Here is a 16619-nt window from a genome sequence, read left to right as displayed (position 1 = left end):
TTTTACAACTATCTGATTATCAGAAACAAGCCGTTCAATTCAGCTTATCATACATTTTTTATTATTTATAAACACCTGATTATCAAGCAATAAACTCAAACAAAAACAACAAGTGTTCACACTTTTAAAAATTGAACACCTGCCGTTTATGCTTATTTACTAATACTGATACCATATTAGGGTGAGATCAGTCCACTCCTTTTACATTCATTTTAAAGGTGTAAACTGCCTTTGATGCCGTTATAAATAATAAATCTTTGTTCTTGCCGCCAAAGCAGATATTGGCCGTCCAGGGTTCGTCAATATCGATATGGCCTATCTTTTCGCCTTTGGGATTAACTATAGTAACACCTTTGCCGCACATATAAATATTGCCATGTTCGTCTATTGTCATCCCGTCGCATCCCATAGCGATGAACAGGGTGCGGTTAGATAGGGTACCATCTTTATTGATATCATAACGGTAGGTTTTGTTATCACCGATATCGGCAACATACAGGGTCTTGCCATCCGGTGTGCCTATGATGCCATTAGGGCGTACAAATTTATCATCAACCATTATAGCCGGTGCTTTGCCTTTGGCCAGGAAATACAGTTTTTGTCCGTCGAGGTCCGGTTGTTTGCGGGTCCAGTAATCACGCTGGTAATAGGGATCGGTGATGTAAATGCCACCATCCGGACGTACCCAAACATCATTAGGGCCGTTAAATTTATGCCCCTGGTAATCTTTCAGTAAAACAGTCACCTTACCTTTAGGGCTGATAGACCAAAGCTGGTCGTCAGCATCGGCACAACTAATCAGGTTACCTTTTTTGTCAAAATACATCCCGTTTGACCGGCCTGCGCTATCCAGGAAAACAGAAAGCTTGCCATCAGTATCGTATTTCCAGATCTTGTTATTAGGCTGATCGGTAAAAAACACATTACCTTTTTTATCAACAGCAGGTCCCTCGGTAAACGAAAATTGTTTGGCCACTAACTGAGGTTTGGTATTGGGTTCGTACAAATTGGTTTCAGTTTGGGCGAATACCTTAACTGACAGTGCCGATATAAACAGAATAAGAGCAGGGAGTTTTTTCATAGTTTACGGAATGTTATAATGGTTTTGCTAAAGTAATATGTTTTTGAGACTGATTATTTTACAGGGGTAAAATATTTGATACAAGTAGTGGATTTGTATGGTATCTCCACTTCCTTCCTCCTTATCTACTCATTTATTACCAATCAAAATTTTGATTAAAAAGAACGCATTAAAAACGCTATTTTTGCACCTTTATTAAAATACCGTACATCACATGAGTATTGCATTATCCGAACAGGAGATCATTCGCCGCGAATCTTTACAACAGTTACGTGCACTGGGTATTAACCCTTACCCTGCCGAAGCTTTTAATGTTAACGCCTGGGCACAGGACATAGCCGATAATTTTAAGGATAAACCCGAGGCCTACCAGGATGTTGTAATTGCAGGCAGGATCATGACCCGCCGTATCATGGGCAGCGCATCGTTTGCTGAATTACAGGATTCAACCGGTCGCATGCAGATTTACCTGAAACGCGATGATATTTGTCCTGGTGAGGATAAAACTTTATATAACACTGTATTTAAAAAACTGCTGGACATTGGTGACTACGTTGGCGTAAAAGGCTACGTTTTTACTACCCAAACCGGCGAGATCTCGGTTCACGTACGTGAATTGGTTGTACTTTCAAAATCGTTGAAGCCACTGCCGGTTGTTAAACGTGAAGACGACGGAACCATCCACGATGGCTTTACCGACCCTGAATTGCGTTACCGTCAGCGTTATGTTGACTTAACCGTTAACCCGGATTATAAACAAATTTTCATCAACCGCTCAAAAGTGATCAGCGCTATGCGCAATTACTTTAATGGTCAGGGATGGATGGAGGTTGAAACCCCTATCCTGCAGCCTGTACATGGTGGCGCAGCGGCCCGTCCGTTTGCTACCCATCATAACACGCTTGATATGCCGCTGTTTTTACGTATCGCTAATGAGCTTTACTTAAAAAGGCTTATTGTTGCCGGCTTTGACGGTGTTTATGAGTTTGGTAAAATGTTCCGTAACGAGGGTATGGACCGTACCCACAACCCGGAGTTTACCGCTATGGAAATTTATGTAGCCTATAAAGACTACATATGGATGATGGCCATGGTTGAAGAATGTCTGGAGACTGTTGCAAGAGCGGTTCACGGCATCCCTGTTGTACAGGTTGGCAGCAATGAAATTAACTTCGCAGGCCCGTACGAAAAGCTATCCATGTATGATTCGATCCTGAAATACACTGGTATCGATGTATCAGCCATGGATGAAGCTGGTTTACGCGAGGTTTGCGCAGAATTGAAAATAGAAATCAACCCAAGTATGGGCAAAGGCAAGCTGATCGATGAGATCTTCAGCGCTAAAGTTGAGCATCACCTGATCCAGCCTACTTATATTACCGACTACCCTATCGAAATGACTCCGCTTGCCAAAAAGCACCGTACTAAAGACGGGCTGGTAGAGCGCTTCGAGTTATTCGTTAATGGTAAAGAGATAGCAAACGCTTACTCTGAACTTAACGATCCAATTGACCAACGCGAGCGTTTGGAAGAGCAGTTGATCCTTGCCGGTCGTGGTGATGATGAAGCCATGGCAATGGATGACGACTTTTTACGCGCCCTTGAATATGGTATGCCGCCAACATCAGGTTTAGGTATTGGTATCGATAGATTGGTTATGTTGATGACTAATCAAAGCACCATCCAGGAAGTATTATTCTTCCCCCAAATGCGCCCCGAGAAAAAGGCTAAAGTTGCAACAGCCGAAGATTTTGTAAAAATCGGTGTACGTACCGAGTGGATACCGGTTTTAAATGCAATGGGCTTCAATACCGTTGAAGAGTTAAAAGCAGCTAACCCCAACAAAGTATTTAACGATCTTGGCGGAATGCGCAAAAAATTAAAACTGGATATTACTATGCCAACCAAAGAAGAGGTAATGGCTTGGTTTGCATAGTGATATATAACAGTAACTTCTTTTTTTAATTCTGCATTTTGTGATATATTTGAAATAGGATTTACACAGCAATAAAAATCACTGTGTAAATCCACCTTGATCATATCACATTTTAATGAAATTAAACCTGCGCGTTCTCACTTTTAAAAGAGAACATTTCCCTCAGAAGGCCATAATGCGGCCAACCTCTAATTTTACCGCATATTTTTCGGGCGAAGGAGAACTTCCGGAAACCAATGAAAATAGTGTGCCGGCTCAAGAAGCCAAAACTCCTGAAGAAATAGCAAATCCTGATGCGGTATGCGCATTATGCAAAACGGATTATGGAACACCGCTTAACAAACTTTCGGTTTATCCTATTTGCGACAGCTGCAGCGTCGATCTCGAAAAAAAGATCTTCCCGCTGTGGGTTAAGCTCTTTTTTGGCGGTGTACTATTGCTGGTTGTATTTTCCATATTCTGGAACTGGCGCTTTTATGCGGCGTACAATAATTTAAACAAAGCCAATATGGCTTTTTCAAAATCAGATGTTTCAAATGCGGCACAATTAATGACCAAAGCGGCCGAGGAGGTGCCCGAAACCCGCGATCTTGTACAAATGGCCGCCTATTTCCGTGGTATTGAATTTTTGTCAAAAGATAAATCAGCTTTTGCTTTAGCCGAATTTAACAAATGCACAGACCTGGGCGCTGATTTTCACATTAACCAGTGGGTACTCAACTCCGAAATTGGCGTTGCTTATGACAAAAAAGATTACCCCATGTTTTTAAAAACATCAAGAGCTATTTTAGGGCTTGATTCTACAGTAGCCCAATCATGGGCAGGAGTAGCCTCGGCATATGCCTGTTTATACGCACAAAATGGACAGGACTCGCTAAAACAGCTTTCGCTGCAATACCTTCAAAAGGCCAGAAAAATGGATGATACCAGCGCTGTATCAAAAGATTATACAGGCCGGATCTTATATAGGATTGATAGCAAACAAATCATCAGTCGTGACGAGTTTCTGAAAAAATTCCCTAATGGTTACACCTCTGCTTTAAACAAATAAATATGTTCATTCCTGGTATTCTTATCTCTATTGCTACCTTTCCCGGCGTTATTGTACATGAGTTTGCACACCTGTTTTTTTGCAGGTTACGCAAAGTAGCTGTTTTCGATGTTTGTTATTTCAGATTTGCCAACCCGGTAGGTTATGTGATTCATGAAAACACCAACAATTTTTATACAACCTTTTTAATAAGCATGGGCCCGTTTTTTATAAATACCTTATTATGCCTGCTTATTTGCATCCCGGCTTATATCCCCATTAGTTATTTCAATGTCGATCACCCGTTATCGTATTTTTTGATGTGGCTTGGCGTGTCGATAGGTATGCATGCAATACCATCAAACCAGGATGCCAAAAACTTATTTGACCAGGCAAAAGTGAAAGCCAAAGAAAAAAACGTGTTAGCCATCGTATCTTTTCCAATTATCGGACTGATTTATCTATTTAATGTGCTGCGTTTCTTCTGGGCCGATTTTTTCTACGGTATTGGTATCGGCGTTGGCTTACCTTCGCTGCTTTTTAAATAAATGCTAACAAACGAAAATCCGGCTATCACAATTTCTTAACAAAAGCTTAAAAAAAATAATACTTTCATTTAAAAAGAGTTAGCTAATATTGTAATAAACATATATTACAAAATATCATGACCAACTCAATATTGGAGATCACCGAAAACGAATACCTGATCAAACTTAACAGGAGCAATTTCAACCTGTCGTTCATCAGGAGTTTATTGAAACTTGTTGAAGTGGCCAACCCGTCTGAAGAATCTGAATATTCATCATACACAGACAGCTACGTTCAGCCTTATCAAAACCATTCAGCTACGCCTGATTATTTCAGCGCCATTGAAGAAAAATAAAAGGGACGCGGTTTTCGCGTCCCTTTTATTTTTTATTCCTTTTTTCTATTTGTTCTTTTTCTTAGAACTGACGATATCCACCCCTTACTACCTGCTTATCCATCTGTGCCAACTGGCCTTTCATCATTTTGATCTGCTCGGTAAGCAATTTGTTCTTATCATCCTTTGAAGCTTCTGACAAATACATTTGGGCTTCGCGCTTGTTACGTTTTGCCATTGAAATACCGGCCAGGCTTAACTTCGCCAACGCAACATTATGCGACATCTTCATTCCCAGCGATAAAGCTTTCTTAAAGTATTTCTCCGATTTCATTGGCGCTTTGCGCGATTCAATCAAGCCGATCAGCAAGTTGTAATAACCATGCTGGTTTTTATGCAGCTGTTTTTCGTAATCGGTAATTTTTAACAACCACTCTTCTGATTTTTCAGAATTTTCCTTGCGTAAAAAATACTGGGCAATGATCATGTTTTCGTTAAAGAAGAAGCTAAGCAGTATGATACCGCCTATTAACAAAACTGGAATACCCCATCCCCAAAAGCCGAATGCACAAAGCGCGACCGCCGTACCCATCACTACACAAGCAATAACTAACCGAACAATATTTGACATAATTTTGTGATACTAATATTAGCGCAAATATCTGTTTATTTGTACGCTTAATCAACTTCTATCTAAATATTTATGGCGATTGCATTACCACCATCATGGCTCGAGGTTTTAAAACATGAATTTGATAAACCTTACATGGTAAAACTTAAACAATTTTTAAAGGAAGAGCAGCAATCGGGGCAAGTTGTTTATCCTAAAAACGGCGAGATCTTCAATGCTTTTAACTCCACACATTTTGATGATGTAAAGGTAGTAATATTGGGGCAGGACCCCTACCACGGGCCGCACCAGGCTCATGGCCTTTCATTTTCAGTGCAAAAAGGCATTGCCATCCCCCGCTCACTCATGAATATCTATAAAGAGCTTCAAAACGATATTCCGGGATTTAAAATCCCAGCGCATGGCAACCTCGAAGAATGGGCTAAACAAGGTGTGTTGTTATTGAATGCTACACTAACCGTTAGGGCTGGCAATGCAGGCTCGCACCAAAAAAGAGGTTGGGAAGAATTTACTGATGAGGTGATCAAAACCATCTCTGATAAAAAAGAAGGCATTGTATTTATACTTTGGGGAGCTTTTGCCCAATCAAAAGCAGTTTTGATAGACGAAAAGAAACATTTTATTATTCGTTCCCCTCATCCCTCGCCTTTCTCAGCCGATCGCGGTTTTTTTGGCAGTAAGCCTTTTTCAAAAACCAATGAGATATTGAAGAAAGAGGGCAAAAAAGAAATTGACTGGCAAATACATTAGCCCCCCGGCCCCCTAAAGGGGGAGGTCTTATAAACAAGAAAAGCTTTGCCAATGCAAAGCTTTTCTTGTTTATATTATATGTACCTAACCTCCCCCTTTAGGGGGCCGGGGGGCTAATACTCCAGCGGCACTATAGGCTCTTTTTTACTGGTCGACATGATCATCATTGTCTGGAATGTTTTTACCACAGTGATGCGGCTAATCTTTTCCATGATCAGTTGCTCGTACGATTTAATATCACGCACGTACACCTTTAGTAAAAAATCGCACTGACCGGTTACGTGATGACATTCTGTTACCTCCTTAATATTCTTGATCTCATCCAAAAAAGTTTGAATAGTGTTTTTCTGATGAAAATCAAGCGAGATCTGGATAAAGGTTTTGATACCTAATCCTAACTTCTCCTCATCTACCAGGGCATGGTAGCTTTTTATGTATTCGGCGTTCTCAAGTTTACGCACGCGTTCAAGAGTAGGTGCTGGTGAAAGCCCTATCTCGTTAGACAGCTGGAGATTGGTTATCCTTCCGTTTTCCTGTAAAATCTTGAGTATCTGTAGGTCTATTTTATCTAATTCGGCGGCCATAGTTGTATGCAAATATAGTATTTTCCTCGCTTCGCAAAATTTAATTTTTCTTTAAAGTACTTCAACAAAAACATATTTCCTAACGTTTATTTTTTTAGATTAGTCTAAATTTTTTATTAGATTTGTTTAAATGAATACTTTAGCCGAGGAAAACTACTTAAAAGCCATCTATCATCTTGCTGTAAATGATGGAAATGCAAGTACAAATCAAGTCGCATCCTCGCTAAATACCAAGGCATCTTCGGTTACCGACATGCTGAAAAAACTTGCCGATAAGGCACTCATCAACTACACTCCTTACCAGGGCGTGAACCTTACCCCTTCAGGCGAAAAGATAGCTATAGGCATTATCCGTAAACACCGGTTGTGGGAATACTTTTTGGTTGAGAAACTCAACTTTAAGTGGGACCAGGTACATGACCTTGCTGAAGAGATGGAACATATTTCGTCGGAAGAACTGATTGACCGCCTCGACAAGTTTATGGGTTATCCCAAACATGACCCTCATGGCGACCCGATACCGGATTGTAATGGCCGTTTTGACACGCACGAATTAAAACCGGTTTCGGCTGTAACTATCAATCAAAGCGGCGTTATTGCAGGCGTACGTGATCATAGCTCATCCTTTTTACAATACCTAGATAAAAAACAGCTTACCATCGGCTGCAAAATCATAATCACTGATATTATTGAATATGACCATTCGGTAGTGGTGCAAACAGGCAATAAAGAAGTGCATATCAGCCGCGAGGTAGCCAATAACCTGCTTATAGCCCTATGAACAATACACACAACGAATCTTTAGGTAATGTACACGGATCTGTAACCACCGAAAACAAAACCGGATGGCGCAAGCTGATGGCTTTTTTGGGCCCGGCTTACCTGGTAAGCGTAGGCTATATGGATCCGGGAAACTGGGCTACAGATATTGCCGGTGGTAGTGCTTTTGGTTATAAGCTGATTTGGGTACTGTTTGTATCAAACATGATAGCGTTGCTCCTGCAATCGCTGGCAGCACGATTAGGAATAGTGCGCGGGCTCGACCTTGCGCAGGCCTCTAAAAATGCCTACCCACGATTTGTAAACTTCTGGCTGTACATATTGGCACAGATAGCAATAGTAGCCTGCGATCTTGCCGAAATCATAGGTATGGCCATCGGTTTAAAACTGCTGTTTCACCTGCCGTTGATCTGGGGCGTATCGCTTACTATTACCGATACTGTGCTGATGCTTTATCTCATGAACAAGGGCATGCGCAAACTTGAGGGCTTTATCATTTCGATGATCTTCGTTGTTGGCATGTCTTTCCTGGTAGAGATGTTTATCGTTAAACCGGATGTTATAGAAGTTGCAAAGGGCTTTATTCCCGGCAATCTGTTCAAAGGCGATAAAATAAGCCAGCAAATGCTTTATATAGCCATTGGCATTATTGGTGCTACGGTGATGCCTCATAACCTGTACCTGCATTCATCGCTGGTACAAACCCGGCAAATAACCCGTACAGAGGAAGGGTTCAAGGCAGCTATTAAGTTCAATCTATTTGATACCGTTATTGCCCTTAACCTCGCCTTTTTTGTAAATGCGGCTATTTTAATATTGGCTGCAAGCGCTTTTTTCAGGAATGGTTATTTTGAGGTTGCAGAAATTCAGGATGCATTTAAGCTACTGGAACATATTTTCGGAGCTATTGCTCCTACATTATTTGCGATAGCGCTCATCGCCTCAGGCCAAAGCTCAACCATTACCGGCACACTTGCCGGCCAAATCATTATGGAGGGGCACATCAACCTGCGGATAGAACCCTGGTTACGCCGACTCTTAACCCGGGTGCTGGCTATTGTACCGGCTGTATTCACTATACTTTATTACGGAGAGGAAGGATTAGGAAAACTCCTGATCTTAAGCCAGGTTGTACTGAGCCTTCAACTGGGTTTTGCCGTAATCCCGCTTATCCATTTCACATCCGACAGAAAAAGGATGGGCAAGTTTGCTATCAACTTCCAAACAAGGGCGTTGGCATGGGGAAGCGCACTATTAATTGTTGCCCTAAATGCCAAACTGGTATATGAACAAATTGGCGATTGGGTAAACGGCACATCATCACCGGTATGGATCTATGCTATAGTGGTTCCGATTGTCATTGGGATAGCAATATTGCTGATCTATGTGTTTATACGCCCGTTGTTGTTTAAACATTACGACCGGCCTGCTATCGTACCACATGGTATAGCCAATGCTATAACTGAGCTCAATGCTATAACTTATGATCATATCGGTATAACGATAGATTTTTCAAAAAATGACACAGAATGCCTGCGTCACGCCATTATGCAGGGAGGAAAAAAAGCTGGTTATACATTAATACACGTTGTTGAAACTGCCGGTGCCCGTTACTATGGAGGAGAGGTAATGGATAACGAAACCCAGGTTGATTTTGACAACCTGGATAAATATGTGTGCGCACTAAAAAATCTCGGTTATAACGCGCAGGGGCAAATTGGGTATGGCAATCCGGCCGGCGCCATTGCTGAAATTGTGAAAGATCAAAATGTTGATTTTATTGTAATGGGCTCGCACGGGCACAAAGCATTGAAGGATCTTATATTTGGCACTACTGTAAATTCCGTGAGGCATATGGTTAATGTGCCTGTACTGGTGGTAAAGCCACAATCAAACTAATTTTGTAAGTTTGCGGTTTGATAATTATGAGCCAGGATAACATCTATATAAAAAATAAAAAAGCTTACTTTGAATACCATATACTTGACAAATATGTGGCAGGCATACAACTGCTGGGTACCGAAATCAAATCGATAAGGCAAGGGAAAGCTAACATTAACGACGCATTTTGCACTTTCATCAACAACCAGTTGTATGTACGCAATCTGCATATTTCTGAGTACTCGTTTGGCTCATTTTATAACCATGAAGCTAAACGCGACCGTATCTTACTGTTAAACAAAAAAGAACTCAAAAAGCTCCAAACCCGCGGCGAAGAACGAGGGTTAACCATAGTTCCGCTGGCATTATTTATCAGTGAACGAGGCTTTGCCAAATTGGAAATTGGCCTTGCACAAGGCAAAAAGACATATGATAAACGCGAAACTATGAAAGAGCGCGATACTAAAATTGAACTAGACAGGGTGATGAAGAGATAGCCCCCCAGCCCCTAAAGGGGGAGCTTTTGATTGGCATACTTAGTAATAAGGCCCGGGTTTAGAAATCCGGGCCTTATTTTGTTAGTTAAATATTTGATTAATGCGCCAAAAGCTCCCCCTTTAGGGGGCTGGGGGGCTACCACGCCTTATCCCCTACCAACGGCACAAACCTAAAGGTATCCAGCACGATTTTCTCATAGTCATTTTCGCTTACCTTCAAAATTGTAACCATCTGTTGGGTTTCTTCATCCCCAACCGGGATAACCAGGATACCGCCTATGTTCAATTGCTTTAACAGTACCTCCGGAACAGTTGGTGCACCGGCAGTAACAATAATTTTATCATAAGGTGCGTATTCGGATATGCCGATGGAGCCATCGCCAAGAAAAAAGTGAGCATTATACCCCATTTCATTAGGCAATACATATTTGGTGCGGTGGTAGAGTTTTTCCTGACGTTCTATTGTATAAACAGTGGCCCCAAGCTCAAGGAGGATACAGGTTTGATAGCCAGAACCCGTGCCTATTTCAAGTACTTTATCTCCCTTACGGATATGCAGCAGTTCGGTTTGATAGGCCACAGTATAGGGTTGCGAGATAGTTTGACCCTCGCCTATCGGGAACGCAATATCCCTGTAAGCCTGGTTCCAGAAAGTTTCATCAAAAAAACAATGACGTTTCACTTTGCCAATAGCTTCTAAAACGTGTTCATCGCCAATTCCCTTTTTTCTTAAAACATCAACCAATCTTTTACGGGCGCCCTGTTCGCGGTAATTATCAATATACTTGTAAGCCATTTTCAAAGGCAAAGTTAATACGAATTTTCACAGAATTTCCGCTATAAACGTGATTTGAGGCTTGAAACCATTTATATGCTTCATTAGTAAAAATTTAAAATTTAATTTCCAAACAGCGCTCTCCCAAAACAGGAAACGCCGGGCAAATTACCCGGCGCTTCTTGTTTTGTGTAATAAAGAATTTATATCTCTCTGCTGCTATCCCATTTCTCCAAATAATCGGCCACACGCCTTACAAAAGACCCACCTAAAGCACCATCTACAACACGGTGGTCATACGACAGTGAAAGGAACATCATATGGCGTATAGCGATCATATCGCCTTCTTTAGTTTCAATTACGGCCGGCTTTTTCTTGATAGCGCCTACGGCTAAAATAGCCACCTGAGGTTGATTAATAATAGGCGTGCCCATTACGTTACCAAACGAGCCAACGTTGGTAATAGTAAACGTACCTTCTTTTACATCATCGGGCAGCAACTTGCCGTTGCGTGCGCGGTTTGCCAGGTCATTAACTGCCTTTGTTAAGCCAACAAGGTTAAGCTCATCTGCCTTTTTAATTACAGGCACAATCAGGTTACCATTTGGCAAAGCCGTAGCCATGCTGATATTGATTGCGGCTTTTTTAATGATCTGAGTACCGTTAACCGACACATTGATCATCGGGAAATCCTTAAGAGCTTTCGCTACAGCCTCAATAAATATAGGCGTAAAGGTTATTTTTTCACCCTCGCGCTTTTCAAAGCTATTCTTTATTTTTTCACGCCACAATACAAGATTGGTAACATCGGCCTCCACAAATGAGGTAACATGAGGCGATGTCTGTTTGCTCATTACCATATGGTCGGCAATCAAGCGGCGCATCCTATCCATTTCTATGATCTCGTCGGCACCCGATACCGAAGCGGCAACAGCAGGTTGTTGCTCAACAGGCGCCGTTTTGGGCACCTCGGCTTTTGCAGGCCCGGCCGTAGCAGGAACCACCGGTTGAGGTATAGGATCAGGATTTTGCACAGGGGCTTTTGCCTGTTCCGCAACAGGAACCGGATCTGCTTTTTTAACAGGCTCGGCAACCTTTACCGGTTCGGTGTATTGAGCATTAACCGGCTCAAACGACTGTCCATTTTGAGCAACCGACGAGGTTTTTGCCTGCAGATAATTTAGCAGGTCATCTTTAGTAAGGCGCCCTTCTGAACCGGTGCCAGGAATGCTATCAAGCTCATCAATGCTGATACCTTCCTGCGTAGCTATATTTCTTACAAGCGGCGAATAAAAGCGCCCTTCAGATTTAAATGCAGGAACAATAGGTGAGCTCTTCTGCTCAAGCTGATCAATACCGGGAATACCGGATAAATCTTCTGGTTGAATTTCGTTCAGTTCAGGTTCAGGAGTTTTTTCAACTTCTTTAAACGGAACAGTTTCGTGATAAGTTGAGTCTGCTATTTTCGGTTCTTCGGCAGGTCGAAGCGCAGCTTCCTCTGGCTGGGCAATTACCGATGCTGTTTCAGGCTCATCAGTTTCGATGATAGCTATAACCGCACCAACCTGTACAACATCATTTTCTTTATACAGTTGTTCAACTAACTTACCTGCTACAGGCGAAGGTACATCAGAGTCGACTTTATCAGTAGCGATTTCCATCACCGCGTCGTCGGCATTTACCTTATCACCTGGATTTTTAACCCATTTGATAACGGTTGCCTCAGCAACACTCTCCCCCATTTTTGGCAATAACAGCTGGTATCTGGCCATACAGTAGAATATAGTTTAACTCCAAAATTATGTATTTAAATCTTTACTTTTTAATTTCAGTAAGCAAAGTATTCAACATTGACAGCGCCATTACAGCACTTCGTTCAATGTTTTGCCGGCGTTTACTGCCAAATGTATGTTTTTTTATTAATGATTTCTCTTTTGCTGCAACTGCAATCCACACAGTACCAACGGGTTTATCCTCCGTTCCACCGCCCGGACCGGCTACACCTGTAATAGCAACAGCCAAATCCGACTTAAAATTTAACAGTGCACCTTCCACCATTTCCTTTACAGTTTCTTCGCTAACGGCTCCGTGCTGCCATAAAGTTTCGTTCTTTACGCCCAAAATGCTCTCCTTTAATTCATATGAATAAGACACAGCGCCACCTAAAAACACGTGCGATGAACCTGGATGCTGGGTAAACAAATGTGACAGATAGCCACCGGTACAGCTCTCGGCTACTGATAAAGTAAGGCCGCTTGCTTCCATCCTGTCAAGTATAGCCTTTTCAAGCGGGATATCCTGATCAATTACAAACGGCGAACCTATGCGCTCAATCAATCTGGCAGCAAATGCATCAACTTCTTTTTGCAAAGCAGCTTCATCATTACCAAAAGCACTTAAACGTAAACGTACCTGGCCTAATTTGGGCAGGTAGGCCAGTTTAATATATGATGGCAAAGCATTTTCAATATCCGCAATCCGCTCAGCCAAAAATGATTCACCCTCGCCAACGGTTAACAGTGTTTTATGTATAATTGAAGGGAGCTTTAAAGTAGCCTTAATTTTAGGCAGCACCTGCTCATCCATCATATACATCATCTCAAAAGGCACACCCGGCATTGACACGTAGATAACGCCGTTGTGATTAAACCACATACCCGGAGCAGTTCCATTTTCATTAAGCACAACCTCGCAATTAGCCGGAACAAGCGCCTGCTGCTTGTTAACTTCAAGTAACGGGCGGTTATATTTGGCAAAAATTCGTTCAACATTGGCAAGGGCCTCTCGGTTTTCAACAAGTTCTACGCCAAAATATTCGGCTAATGTTTTTTTGGTAATATCATCTTTGGTAGGGCCAAGGCCGCCTGTAATAAAAATAACATTGGCCCTGTTAGCAGCCTCGGCCAATGCTTTCAGGATATGATCCTTATCATCACTTATTGATGAAATCTGTTTTACCCTTACACCTATCTTATTAAGTTCGGTTGCCATCCAGGCCGAGTTGGTATCAACAATTTGTCCAATAAGTATCTCGTCGCCAATGGTAATTATTTCTGCCAGCATTATTATATTAATAAAAAGATGATTGTGGGTTGTAATCGCTTTTCTTGCTCAGTTTCAAATCCTGCAGGATAGACGCCTTCACCTTTAAAGTTACGTTATACATTTTATATACCCCAAAAGGAATCCACTGAAAGGCCAGATCCCAGCAATGCAAATCGCGGTATATCGAAAACGACGTTGCACTGGCAAATTTAGCTGCCTTAATATCATAAGTTGTAGTATACTGGATCTTCCACTTCTGCGTAAGGTTCACATCGCCTGAAATCTGCAGCGTATTGCTGGTTGTTTTGGTGTTTAAATAGTTTTGATAGCTAAAACTGTAGTTAAGCGAGATATTCCAGGGAACATTAAAGTCCACATAAGCATTTGGATCGCTGTTTACCAGGGCCAATCGTTGAGTTTGGGTTGGGTTCATGGTGGCAATGGTATTCAAAGCTACATTGCCCGGTTTTGCCTTAGTTGAATTTAAACTTCCCCCCATGGAGATGTTTAAACCTGTTAAAGTTGGGAATTTCCCATCCTGCCAGGTGTATCTGTTCACATAACGGGCTGTTTTTACGATCTGATTATTGGCGATAGAATCACTTACTATAGTTTCATAAGGATGAAATACTCCCGAAAAGCTGATGCTTAGTTTTTGATTAAAAATAGCGGTATGTCCCGAAAAGGAAATGTCCGACAGTTTCATCGAATCTGCCGCAAAGTTATAAAAGGTTGAGAACGACAGGCCCTGCAAAATGGTGATCTTTCTGTCGGTGCCGGATGTATCCGTGCTTTTGGCTTTTACCTTTGCTTCTATCGTGTTATCTACCGAAAAGTTTAAACCAGCCTGTTTACCTGCTGATGGGCCGCCGTAAACACCGTTCTGAAAAATAGAATATTTTTGATAAGTATATGGATAAGGTACAGTGGCCGTACTTACAGCTGTTTTATAATAACCGAAGCTCGGATCACTAAAATCAGGACGGTAGCTGAAACTTATTGAAGGCGTAGCCACATGCCTGATGGCTTTCAGGTTGCCATGCTTAAAGTTTATGGTACCGTATAATTTGGTTGATAAACCTGTGCTTATACTGTACTCTCCGGCACGCTTAAAGCCAGGTATGGTATCAGTGATCAACTGGTTTGAGCCGGCGATGCTCCCCCTCTCAAACCGTTCATTAATGCTTTGAAAATACCAGCGTTCGGTATAGTTAAAACTGTTATTGAATTGAAAGTATTTTAACACGTTTAAACCTAAACTAACCGGAATTGTGTGCTGAAACCCGTTTTGCAAGCGCTTTGATAAAGTTTCGCTCTTGAACAATTGGCTTTCGGGGATATCGCTCAACTTATTGGTACCCACCAAATTGTAACTGACAGTAATTTTCTGATACCATTTTTGTTCACCCACCCTGTTTTTTGAATCGAAGGGGTTTATCGACGACATACCGAAAGCGATGGTAGGTAATTCGATATTTACTGTTTTACGGGCGATATCCTGGCTATGCGAAATACCTATACTTAAGTTAAAAGGTGTACCTGCCCAGGTTTTGCCATAAGCTATACTTGAACGTAAACTACTTTGAGCAATAGAGTTAACATTATAATTACTTGCCGATGGTGTATTCTTGAAGAAGCCCGAAGTACCAGCATCAACCGAAGCACTGAAAGTTGAGCCGGGATTGGCATTGGCATCCTGCACATGCGACCAGTAGATGTGGGCATCTTTAGTTGCCGGATCACCCTCCAGGCCATAGTTATGCGAGCCAAAGCTTAGCGTAACGTTACCGGTATATTTATAGCGTTTGAGGTACCGTGCAGTACTGCTTAATTCATATGAGCCTTTTGAATAGATAGAGCCCGTTGTGGTTAAATCAACATAATCACTTATACCTATATAATATCCAAGGCCTTTCAGATAAAAACCAAGGGTATTGTCCTCACCAAAAGTTGGTAAAATAACACCTGATGTCCTGGTATCGGGCTTGGGGAAAAACCCGAAAGGTATCCCTAATGGTAAAGGCACGCCTTCAATTTCGAGATATGCCGGCCCGGATATGATACGCTTCTTTTCGCCGATACCGCGTGTTATTACTATACCGAAATGCGTATCAGGGTATGGCAAATCGCAGGTACTGAAAATTACGTTACGGTAGGCAACCTCATCATCATTAAGCTTTTTTGCCTGGCCGCCCGAAATAAAGTTACCTTCCTGCTCGGACGCCGGGTTATAAATCTTTACCTTTTTTGTTTGATAATTAAAAATAAGCGAATCGGATGCTACCGGCTTATCCGTTTTTTGTTTCATGATAGGCCGACGGGTATACTGATGCGTACGCGGATCGATACTTCCCCTTGCAAATATGAGGTGGTTTTTATCGTCAACCCTGATGTAATCTGCATCAAGCTCAAAGTCTTCATAAGTTACCCGGGCCTTGCCGTAAAAATAAGTAATCTGATGATCCCTGTCTGAGTGTGTTGAATCCTCGGCGGTTGCTTTTACTTCCGATTGCAATCCACCTTTATTTTTTTTTGTGGTATCATTTGCAGGTAAAGAATTTACCGGTTTACCGTTTCGAAGTGGTGTAATTGAACCCGATTTTTTACCTTTAAGAAGTTTCTTATCACGAAGCGAATCAAGTTTGATAATAGTATCAGTTAATGGCCTCCGGCCATAGCTGTTATTTAAAACAGTACCTGCGTTAGCAAACCCATTTACTATTAATATAATTGCAAGCAGAAAAAAAAAGGTTATGGATTTCAAAAT

Annotated in this window: 15 protein-coding genes; 8 read left to right on the top strand and 7 right to left on the bottom strand. The window is 41.8% G+C overall.

Annotation, left to right across the window (positions count from 1 at the left end):
• Positions 1 to 187 precede the first annotated feature (187 nt).
• The gene (locus ACEN9X_RS24200) at positions 188 to 1081 is read right to left on the bottom strand and encodes an SMP-30/gluconolactonase/LRE family protein (RefSeq protein WP_413667568.1); all 894 of its coding nucleotides are present in this window, start codon (positions 1079 to 1081) and stop codon (positions 188 to 190) included.
• 214 nt (positions 1082 to 1295) lie between these two features.
• Here ACEN9X_RS24200 and lysS point away from each other — a divergent pair, with 214 nt between their 5' ends.
• The 4 genes from lysS to ACEN9X_RS24180 all read left to right on the top strand — a co-directional run bounded on the left by lysS (position 1296) and on the right by ACEN9X_RS24180 (position 4930).
• Positions 1296 to 3017, top strand: coding sequence for a lysine--tRNA ligase (lysS, locus tag ACEN9X_RS24195; RefSeq protein ID WP_413667567.1), 1722 nt, complete (start codon positions 1296 to 1298; stop codon positions 3015 to 3017).
• A 115-nt stretch (positions 3018 to 3132) separates the two neighbouring features.
• Positions 3133 to 4068, top strand: coding sequence for a hypothetical protein (locus ACEN9X_RS24190; RefSeq protein WP_413667566.1), 936 nt, complete (start codon positions 3133 to 3135; stop codon positions 4066 to 4068).
• Positions 4069 to 4070: 2 nt separating this feature from the next.
• The gene (locus ACEN9X_RS24185) at positions 4071 to 4595 is read left to right on the top strand and encodes a hypothetical protein (RefSeq protein ID WP_413667565.1); all 525 of its coding nucleotides are present in this window, start codon (positions 4071 to 4073) and stop codon (positions 4593 to 4595) included.
• 116 nt (positions 4596 to 4711) lie between these two features.
• The gene (locus ACEN9X_RS24180; protein ID WP_090527160.1) at positions 4712 to 4930 is read left to right on the top strand and encodes a hypothetical protein; all 219 of its coding nucleotides are present in this window, start codon (positions 4712 to 4714) and stop codon (positions 4928 to 4930) included.
• A 61-nt stretch (positions 4931 to 4991) separates the two neighbouring features.
• Here the strand turns inward: ACEN9X_RS24180 and ACEN9X_RS24175 are convergent, their stop codons facing one another.
• Positions 4992 to 5540 carry a DUF2892 domain-containing protein gene (locus ACEN9X_RS24175; protein WP_413667564.1) on the bottom strand — a complete coding sequence of 183 codons (549 nt, stop codon included), beginning with the start codon at positions 5538 to 5540 and terminating at the stop codon, positions 4992 to 4994.
• A gap of 72 nt (positions 5541 to 5612) precedes the next feature.
• Between ACEN9X_RS24175 and ung the strand changes: the two genes are divergently transcribed.
• The gene (ung, locus tag ACEN9X_RS24170; protein ID WP_413667563.1) at positions 5613 to 6290 is read left to right on the top strand and encodes a uracil-DNA glycosylase; all 678 of its coding nucleotides are present in this window, start codon (positions 5613 to 5615) and stop codon (positions 6288 to 6290) included.
• 113 nt (positions 6291 to 6403) lie between these two features.
• Here ung and ACEN9X_RS24165 read toward each other — a convergent pair whose 3' ends face one another.
• Positions 6404 to 6874, bottom strand: a complete 471-nt coding sequence (locus ACEN9X_RS24165) for an Lrp/AsnC family transcriptional regulator (RefSeq protein WP_022832833.1) — start codon at positions 6872 to 6874, stop codon at positions 6404 to 6406.
• Positions 6875 to 7004: 130 nt separating this feature from the next.
• Between ACEN9X_RS24165 and ACEN9X_RS24160 the strand changes: the two genes are divergently transcribed.
• Genes ACEN9X_RS24160 through smpB form a run of 3 tightly spaced genes read left to right on the top strand, consistent with a single transcriptional unit; the run spans position 7005 to position 10032 of the window.
• Positions 7005 to 7655, top strand: a complete 651-nt coding sequence (locus ACEN9X_RS24160; protein WP_413667562.1) for a metal-dependent transcriptional regulator — start codon at positions 7005 to 7007, stop codon at positions 7653 to 7655.
• Positions 7652 to 9553: an Nramp family divalent metal transporter gene (locus ACEN9X_RS24155; protein WP_413667561.1), complete on the top strand. Its 1902-nt coding sequence runs from the start codon at positions 7652 to 7654 to the stop codon at positions 9551 to 9553. Before ACEN9X_RS24160 ends, ACEN9X_RS24155 begins: the two co-directional genes overlap by 4 nt.
• Before the next feature lie 26 nt (positions 9554 to 9579).
• Positions 9580 to 10032: an SsrA-binding protein SmpB gene (gene smpB / locus ACEN9X_RS24150; protein WP_090527145.1), complete on the top strand. Its 453-nt coding sequence runs from the start codon at positions 9580 to 9582 to the stop codon at positions 10030 to 10032.
• A 136-nt stretch (positions 10033 to 10168) separates the two neighbouring features.
• On the opposite strand, the gene ACEN9X_RS24145 is transcribed toward smpB, so the two are convergent.
• From ACEN9X_RS24145 to ACEN9X_RS24130, 4 genes are all read right to left on the bottom strand, one after another.
• Positions 10169 to 10828, bottom strand: coding sequence for a protein-L-isoaspartate(D-aspartate) O-methyltransferase (locus ACEN9X_RS24145; RefSeq protein WP_413667560.1), 660 nt, complete (start codon positions 10826 to 10828; stop codon positions 10169 to 10171).
• 182 nt (positions 10829 to 11010) lie between these two features.
• Positions 11011 to 12579: a dihydrolipoamide acetyltransferase family protein gene (locus ACEN9X_RS24140; RefSeq protein WP_413667559.1), complete on the bottom strand. Its 1569-nt coding sequence runs from the start codon at positions 12577 to 12579 to the stop codon at positions 11011 to 11013.
• A gap of 43 nt (positions 12580 to 12622) precedes the next feature.
• On the bottom strand, positions 12623 to 13870 hold the full coding sequence (locus tag ACEN9X_RS24135) for a competence/damage-inducible protein A (RefSeq protein ID WP_413667558.1): 1248 nt from the start codon (positions 13868 to 13870) through the stop codon (positions 12623 to 12625).
• A 7-nt stretch (positions 13871 to 13877) separates the two neighbouring features.
• Positions 13878 to 16616, bottom strand: a complete 2739-nt coding sequence (locus tag ACEN9X_RS24130) for a putative LPS assembly protein LptD (RefSeq protein ID WP_413667557.1) — start codon at positions 16614 to 16616, stop codon at positions 13878 to 13880.
• Positions 16617 to 16619 lie beyond the last annotated feature (3 nt).

This window comes from Mucilaginibacter sp. Mucisp86 (assembly GCF_047324315.1).
Taxonomy (GTDB): Bacteria; Bacteroidota; Bacteroidia; order Sphingobacteriales; family Sphingobacteriaceae; genus Mucilaginibacter.
The sequence above is the reverse complement of the archived record's forward strand: the minus strand, read 5'-3'. Positions and strand labels throughout refer to the sequence as shown.

Coding starts and splice junctions, on each gene's coding strand:
- smpB (WP_090527145.1), top strand. CDS start 9,580: ATGAGCCAGGATAACATCTATATAAAAAATAAAAAAGCTTACTTTGAA.
- ACEN9X_RS24145 (WP_413667560.1), bottom strand. CDS start 10,828: ATGGCTTACAAGTATATTGATAATTACCGCGAACAGGGCGCCCGTAAA.
- lysS (WP_413667567.1), top strand. CDS start 1,296: ATGAGTATTGCATTATCCGAACAGGAGATCATTCGCCGCGAATCTTTA.
- ACEN9X_RS24200 (WP_413667568.1), bottom strand. CDS start 1,081: ATGAAAAAACTCCCTGCTCTTATTCTGTTTATATCGGCACTGTCAGTT.
- ACEN9X_RS24185 (WP_413667565.1), top strand. CDS start 4,071: ATGTTCATTCCTGGTATTCTTATCTCTATTGCTACCTTTCCCGGCGTT.
- ACEN9X_RS24155 (WP_413667561.1), top strand. CDS start 7,652: ATGAACAATACACACAACGAATCTTTAGGTAATGTACACGGATCTGTA.
- ACEN9X_RS24160 (WP_413667562.1), top strand. CDS start 7,005: ATGAATACTTTAGCCGAGGAAAACTACTTAAAAGCCATCTATCATCTT.
- ACEN9X_RS24135 (WP_413667558.1), bottom strand. CDS start 13,870: ATGCTGGCAGAAATAATTACCATTGGCGACGAGATACTTATTGGACAA.
- ACEN9X_RS24175 (WP_413667564.1), bottom strand. CDS start 5,540: ATGTCAAATATTGTTCGGTTAGTTATTGCTTGTGTAGTGATGGGTACG.
- ACEN9X_RS24140 (WP_413667559.1), bottom strand. CDS start 12,579: ATGGCCAGATACCAGCTGTTATTGCCAAAAATGGGGGAGAGTGTTGCT.
- ACEN9X_RS24165 (WP_022832833.1), bottom strand. CDS start 6,874: ATGGCCGCCGAATTAGATAAAATAGACCTACAGATACTCAAGATTTTA.
- ACEN9X_RS24190 (WP_413667566.1), top strand. CDS start 3,133: ATGAAATTAAACCTGCGCGTTCTCACTTTTAAAAGAGAACATTTCCCT.
- ACEN9X_RS24180 (WP_090527160.1), top strand. CDS start 4,712: ATGACCAACTCAATATTGGAGATCACCGAAAACGAATACCTGATCAAA.
- ung (WP_413667563.1), top strand. CDS start 5,613: ATGGCGATTGCATTACCACCATCATGGCTCGAGGTTTTAAAACATGAA.